The following is a 6,269-nucleotide window of genomic DNA, read 5'->3' on the forward strand; positions in this document are numbered from 1 at the left end:
GGGACCGTGATCATCTGGCTGAACGGGGCGCCCGGCGCGGGGAAGACCACCGCCGCCCGCGAGTTGCTCCGCCTGCTGCCCGGCAGCGCGCTGTTCGACCCGGAGCTGGTCGGCGCCGGGCTGCGGTCCCTGCTCCCGGCCGACCGGCTGGCCGCCGTGGACGACGTGCGGGAGCTGCCCGCCTGGCGCCGTCTGGTCGTGGACACCGCCGCCGCCCTGCTGTCCGAGCTGCCCGGCCCGCTGATCACCCCGATGACCCTCGACCGCCAGGAGCACCGCGACGAGATCTTCGGCGGCCTGGCGGCCCGCCGCATCGCCGTGCAGCACTTCCTGCTCCACGTTGACGAAACGTTCCTTCGCCGCCGTGCCGCACACCCCGCCGCCCTGGAGGACGCCGCCGCCCACCACCGCCGCCTCAGCCGCCTGCCCCGCTACCGGGCCGCCCTGCCCTGGCTCACCGCCGACGCCCACACCCTCGACGCCTCCCGGCTGACGCCCCGCCAGACCGCCCGGCTGCTCGCCGAACGCGTCCGCCGCGGCGACGGCACCTGCCGGATCGTGCAGGGCCCGCCGCCCACCGCCGCGACCCTCGCCGCCGGGGTGCTCTTCTTCGACGACCGGGACCGCGTGCTGCTGGTCGATCCCACCTACAAGCCGGGCTGGGAGTTCCCCGGCGGCGTCGTCGAACCCGGCGAGGCGCCCGCCCGCGCCGCCGTCCGCGAGGTCGCCGAGGAACTCGGCCTGCGCCTGGAGCGCGACCCGGCGCTCCTCGTCGTCGACTGGGAGCCGCCCCGCCCGCCCCGCTTCGGCGGCCTGCGGCTCCTCTTCGACGGCGGCCGGCTGGACCACGACCGGACGCGGGACATCCTGCTGCCCGGCGCGGAGCTGCGCGGCTGGTGCTTCGCCGCCGAGGACGAGGCCGAACGGCTGCTGTCGCCCGGCCGGTTCGCCCGGCTCCGCTGGGCGCTGCGGGCCCGCGCCCAGGGCCGGCCGCTCAACCTGGAGGCCGGCGTCCCGGTCGGCGCCTGACCCGCGCCCGCCGAATCGCGGCGCGCCCGGGCCCGATCTAGCGTGTCCAGTGATGGCCCCGACAGGGGGAGGCTCTCCCCGAAGCGGTGACCGAGATGCGCGAGCCCGAGTACATAGCGGACTACGACCCGTACGACGACGCCGACGACACCCCGGGCTGGGGCGCGCGGGCCGCCTGCGCGGCGATCGCCGGGGTCATGGCCCTCGGGGTCACCGTCATGGCCGCGGGCGACGCCGGCGGACCGCCCGCGCCGCCGCAGCCGGAGACCGCCCGGCGGGAGACCGCCCAGACCGGTCAGCCGTCCCCCGGGACGGGGACCCAGCCGCTGCCCGCCGCCGTTCCCACCTGGGTGTCGATCCCGTCCATCGCCGTCGAGGCCCCGCTGACCAACGTCGGCCTCGACCCCGAGGGCTGGGTGGAGGCACCGCCGCAGGAGATCCAGAACCTCGCCGGCTGGTACGAGGGCGGTGCCGCGCCCGGCGCCCTCGGCACCGCGGTCATCGTCGGCCACGTGGACAACGCGGCGGGCCCGGCGGTCTTCTACGGGCTGGGCGCGGTGCGGACCGGCGACTCGGTCGAGGTGATCCGCGAGGACGGGGTCGCCGTCCGGTTCGAGATCTACGACATCGCCGTCTACGACAAGGACCACCTGCCGGAGTCCGTCTACCGCGACACCGGCCAGGCCGAGCTGCGGATCATCACCTGCGGCGGCAGCTTCGAGCAGGGCTCCGGCTACACCGACAACGTCGTCGTCTTCGCCCGCATGACGGGCACGGTCTGAGCCGGGAGCCACGCCGCCCGTTAACCCATGTGGCTCGTTCGGCGGGTTATACGGCTTACATTCTGATTGAGTCGCTGTGCGGGGTGACGCGACTGCGACTCAAGGAGCCTTCTCATGAGCACACTGCGTACCGCACTGGCCGCCACAGGGCTGGGTGCGATGGTCCTCGGGGCGAGCACACCGGCCGCGCTGGCCGCCGCCGAGCCGGGGCAGCCCCGGTCGCCCGGCCAGGCGACCAACCCGTCCTTCGGCTTCAGCGTCTCCCCGGCGTCCGTCCGGCCCGGCGGCGCGGTCGACCTGACCGTCACCAACTGCACCCGGTTCGAGGCGACCGCCGAGTCCGCCGTCTTCGACAAGATCACCCTCGGCATGGCGGGCGCGCTGCAGAGCGCCAGGACCACCGTCGACGCCGACGCCCGCGTCGGCTCCCGCCACAACGTGACGTTCACCTGCGGCTCCGAGACGGGCACCGCCACCCTCACCATCGCCGCCGCCACCGGCACGCCCACCCCGACCGCCACCGCCACCCCCACGGGAACGGCCACGCCCACCGCGAGCTCCACGGTGCTGCCCACCCGCGGCGCCCAGGCCGGCGTCGGCGGCACCCAGTCGGAGGGCGACACCATGCTGCTGGCGGGCGGCGGCCTCACCGCGCTCGCCGTCGCCGCCGGCCTGTTCCTCGCCCGCCGCCGCGCGGGCCGCCACCGCTGACCCGGCCCGGCGGCAACCGCCCCGGGAGCCGCCGGGCGTCAGCCCCGCCCGTGCCGGGCCGCCGCGTACCGCGCCAGGAACAGCGCCTCCGCCACCGACATCCGCTCCAGCTCCTCCGGCGACACGCTCTCGTCCACGGCGTGGATGCGGGCCGCCGGCTCGCTCAGCCCGATCAGCAGGATCTCGGCGCCCGGATACAGCCCGGCCAGGGTGTTCGTCAGCGGGATGGAGCCGCCCTGGCCCACCACGGCCATCTCCGCGCCGTCGTACGCCTCGCGCATCGCCGAGGCCATCGCCGCGTAGGCCGGGCTGCCGGTGTCGGCGCGGAACGGCTGCCCCTCGCCCACCACATCGGCCGTGACCCGCGCCCCCCACGGCGCCCGCGACCGCAGGTGCTCCACCAGCAGCCGGCCCGCCGCCCCCGCCTCCACGCCCGGCGGCACCCGCAGGCTCACCAGCGCCCGCGCGCTCGCCTGCACCGACGGCGTGGCCCCCACGACCGGCGGGCAGTCGATGCCGAGGACCGTCGCCGAGGGACGCGCCCACAGCCGGTCCGCGACGCCGCCGGAGCCGATCAGCCGCACGCCGTCCAGCACCCCGGCGTCCTCGCGGAACACCGCCTCCGGATAGGCCGCGCCGTCCCAGACGCCGTCCGCGGCCAGCCCGTCGACCGTCGTGGAGCCGTCCTCCGCGTGCAGTGAACCCAGCATCCGCACCAGCGCCGCCAGCGCGTCCGGCGCGGCCCCGCCGAACGACCCCGAGTGCAGGTTGCCCGCGAGGGTGTCCACCTGCACGCGGACCAGCGTCATGCCGCGCAGCATCGCGGTCACCGTCGGCTGCCCGGCCCGCGCGTTCCCGGCGTCGCCGATCAGCACGGCGTCCGCGGACAGCAGCCCCGGATGCGCCTCGGCGTACCGCTCCAGCCCGCCGGTGCCCTGCTCCTCCGAGCCCTCCACGATCACCTTCACGCCCACCGGGACGCCCCCGGCCTCCCGCAGCGCGCGCAGCGCCAGCAGGTGCATCAGCACACCGCCCTTGCAGTCGGCCGCCCCGCGCCCGTACCAGCGCCCGTCCCGCTCGGTCAGCTCGAACGGCGGCGACGTCCACGCCCCCTCGTCCAGCGGCGGCTGCACGTCGTAGTGCGCGTACAGCAGGACCGTGGGCGCGCCCTCCGGGCCCGGCAGGTGGCCGTACACCGACGCCGTCCCGTCGGGCGTGTCCAGCAGCGCCACCTCGCCGAAGCCCTCGGCGCGCAGCGCGGCGGCGACCCACTCCGCCGCCGCCCGGCACTCGGCCGGCGGGAACTGCCCGGGGTCCGCCACGGAGCGGAAGGCCACCAGCTCGGCCAGCTCCCTCCTGGCCCGCGGCATGAGCGCCGCGACGGCGGCGGAGATCGCGGCGTGCTCGGGGCTGTGCTCCACGGAAAACGCTCCTCGCGTGCGCGCGCCCCCGCGCGCGGGGGCGGCAGTGGACGGCATGGGTGCGGACACCAGGCGGTGTGACGATCATCGTATCGCCGGGTGTCGCGCCTCTTGCGCCGTAGGATGCCGGGCGGTGACCGAAGATCGACCGACGCGACGGGGAGCGACGACACATCGTGAGCAGCGAGAACGGAGCCGGGTCGAGGATGGTGTGGGACGTCGTCGTGGTCGGGGCCGGACCCGGCGGAGCGTCCGCCGCCCGCGCCGCCGCCGAGGCCGGCCGGCGGGTCCTGCTGCTGGAGAAGGCGGAGCTGCCCCGTTACAAGACGTGCGGCGGCGGCATCATCGGCCCCTCGCGCGACGCGCTGCCCCCCGGCTTCGAACTGCCCCTGAAGGACCGCGTGCACGCCGTGACGTTCTCCCTCAACGGCAGGCTCGCCCGCACCCGGCGCTCCAAGCGGATGCTGTTCGGACTCGTCAACCGCCCGGAGTTCGACCAGCGCCTCGTCGAGGCCGCCGTCAAGGCCGGCGCCGAGCTGCGCACCGGCACCACCGTCTCCCGCGTCGAGCAGCACGGCCCGGCCGTCCCCGACCGGCGCACCGTGGCCGTGGTCCTGGCGGGCGGCGAGACCCTGCTGGCCCGGGCCGTGGTCGGCGCCGACGGCAGCGCCAGCCGTATAGGAGCCCACGTCGGGGTCCGCCTGGCCCAGGTCGACCTCGGGCTGGAGGCGGAGATCCCGATACCGCCGGAGATCGCCGCGGACTGGAAGGGCCGCGTCCTCATCGACTGGGGCCCGCTGCCCGGCTCGTACGGCTGGGTCTTCCCCAAGGGCGACACCCTCACCGTCGGCGTCATCTCCGCCCGCGGCGACGGCGCCGCCACCAAGCGGTACCTGGAGGACTTCATCGCCCGCCTCGGCCTGGCCGGTCTGGAGCCCACCCTCTCCTCCGGCCACCTCACCCGCTGCCGCACCGACGACTCGCCGCTCTCCCGCGGCCGGGTCCTGGTCTGCGGCGACGCGGCCGGGCTGCTGGAGCCGTGGACCCGCGAGGGCATCTCCTTCGCCCTGCGGTCCGGTCGGCTCGCCGGGCAGTGGGCGGTCCGCATCGCCGAGGCCGGCGACGCCGTCGACGCCCGCCGCCAGGCCCTGAACTACACCTTCGCCGTGAAGTCCGGACTGGGCGTGGAGATGGGCGTGGGCCGCCGCCTGCTGGCCGCCTTCGCCCACCGCCCCGGCCTCCTGCACGCCACCCTCGTCGGCGTCCGCCCCGCCTGGGCCGTCTTCGCCCGCATCACCCGCGGCTCGACCACGCTCGCCGGCCTGGTGCGCACCCACCCGGTCGCCCGCCGGACCCTCGCCGCCCTCGACCGCACCCTCGTCCGGGACCCGGGCACCGGCCCCGGCACCCGGGGCCGGCCCGGGGCCTGACCCCGGCGCGTACTCCGCCGGGAGTAGGCCCGGTGCCCCCCGCCGGGTGACGCACCGGCCGCCGGCCGGCGGCTAGCGTTGCCCGCATGACCGCGCCTCCCACGGGACCCTCCGCCGCCCCGGCCGGACCGCGCCGCCGGCGGCGGTGGCCCGCCGTCCCGGCCCCGGCCGCCGGGTGGCCGTGGCGGTCCACCGGCGTGGTGCTGGCCGTCCAGCTCGTCGGCTCGCAGTTCGCCGACCACAACCAGACCGGCCGGGTCTCCCTCGACCTCCCCGCCCGCGCCCTGCTGCTCCTCGGCCCCGCCCTGCTGCTGGTCCGCCACCGCCACCCGGCAGCCGCCGCCCTCGGCACCTCGGCCGTCGTCCTGCTCTACCTCGGCGCCGGCTACCCCTACGGCCCCGTCTTCCTCAGCGCGGTCGTCGCCGCCTTCCACGCCGTCGCCTCCGGACACCGGCACGCCGCCCGGGCCGCCCTGGCCCTGCTGTGGACGGGCCAGCTCCTGGTGGGCCACTGGCTGTACGCGTGGCTGCCGCCCCGCGGCGACGAGCCGTCCGACTGGGCCGCCGACGCCGCCCTGGCCGCCTGGTCCGTCGCCGTCCTCGCCGTCGCCGAACTGGCCCGCGCCCGGCGCGAGCAGCGCGCCAGGGAGCGCGCCGAGCGCGAGGAGGCCGAACGGCACCGCGCCGACGAGGAACGGCTGCGCATCGCCCGCGAGCTGCACGACGTCCTCGCCCACAGCATCTCCGTCATCAACGTGCAGGCCGGCATGGGGCTGGCCCTGCTGGACTCCGACCCCGAGCAGGCCCGCTCCGCGCTGACCACCATCAAGGCCGCCAGCAAGGAGGCGCTGGGCGAGGTCCGCCAGGTCCTCGACACCCTCCGCACCCCCGGCGCC

At 76.9% G+C, this 6,269-nt stretch carries 6 protein-coding genes; 5 read left to right on the forward strand and 1 reads right to left on the reverse strand.

Annotated features, from left to right (window positions below; all coding sequences use genetic code 11):
* The first annotated feature begins 6 nt into the window (after positions 1–6).
* The 3 genes from ACSNOC_RS10810 to ACSNOC_RS10820 all read left to right on the forward strand — a co-directional run bounded on the left by ACSNOC_RS10810 (position 7) and on the right by ACSNOC_RS10820 (position 2,522).
* Positions 7–1,029, forward strand: a complete 1,023-nt coding sequence (locus tag ACSNOC_RS10810; protein WP_436747115.1) for an NUDIX domain-containing protein — start codon at positions 7–9, stop codon at positions 1,027–1,029.
* A 197-nt stretch (positions 1,030–1,226) separates the two neighbouring features.
* Entirely contained in the window at positions 1,227–1,811 is a 585-nt protein-coding gene (locus tag ACSNOC_RS10815) for a class F sortase (RefSeq protein WP_436747119.1), read from the forward strand.
* Positions 1,812–1,925: 114 nt separating this feature from the next.
* The gene (locus ACSNOC_RS10820; RefSeq protein WP_436747116.1) at positions 1,926–2,522 is read left to right on the forward strand and encodes a hypothetical protein; all 597 of its coding nucleotides are present in this window, start codon (positions 1,926–1,928) and stop codon (positions 2,520–2,522) included.
* A gap of 38 nt (positions 2,523–2,560) precedes the next feature.
* Here ACSNOC_RS10820 and ACSNOC_RS10825 read toward each other — a convergent pair whose 3' ends face one another.
* The gene (locus ACSNOC_RS10825; RefSeq protein ID WP_436747117.1) at positions 2,561–3,943 is read right to left on the reverse strand and encodes a dipeptidase; all 1,383 of its coding nucleotides are present in this window, start codon (positions 3,941–3,943) and stop codon (positions 2,561–2,563) included.
* Positions 3,944–4,149: 206 nt separating this feature from the next.
* Between ACSNOC_RS10825 and ACSNOC_RS10830 the strand changes: the two genes are divergently transcribed.
* Positions 4,150–5,373, forward strand: a complete 1,224-nt coding sequence (locus tag ACSNOC_RS10830; protein ID WP_436747120.1) for a geranylgeranyl reductase family protein — start codon at positions 4,150–4,152, stop codon at positions 5,371–5,373.
* A gap of 86 nt (positions 5,374–5,459) precedes the next feature.
* A partial coding sequence (locus tag ACSNOC_RS10835) for a histidine kinase dimerization/phosphoacceptor domain-containing protein (RefSeq protein ID WP_436747118.1) occupies positions 5,460–6,269 on the forward strand: 810 nt, incomplete at its 3' end.

The sequence above is a fragment of the Streptomyces sp. URMC 129 genome (genome assembly GCF_051386415.1).
In the GTDB taxonomy this organism is placed as follows: Bacteria; Actinomycetota; Actinomycetes; order Streptomycetales; family Streptomycetaceae; genus Streptomyces.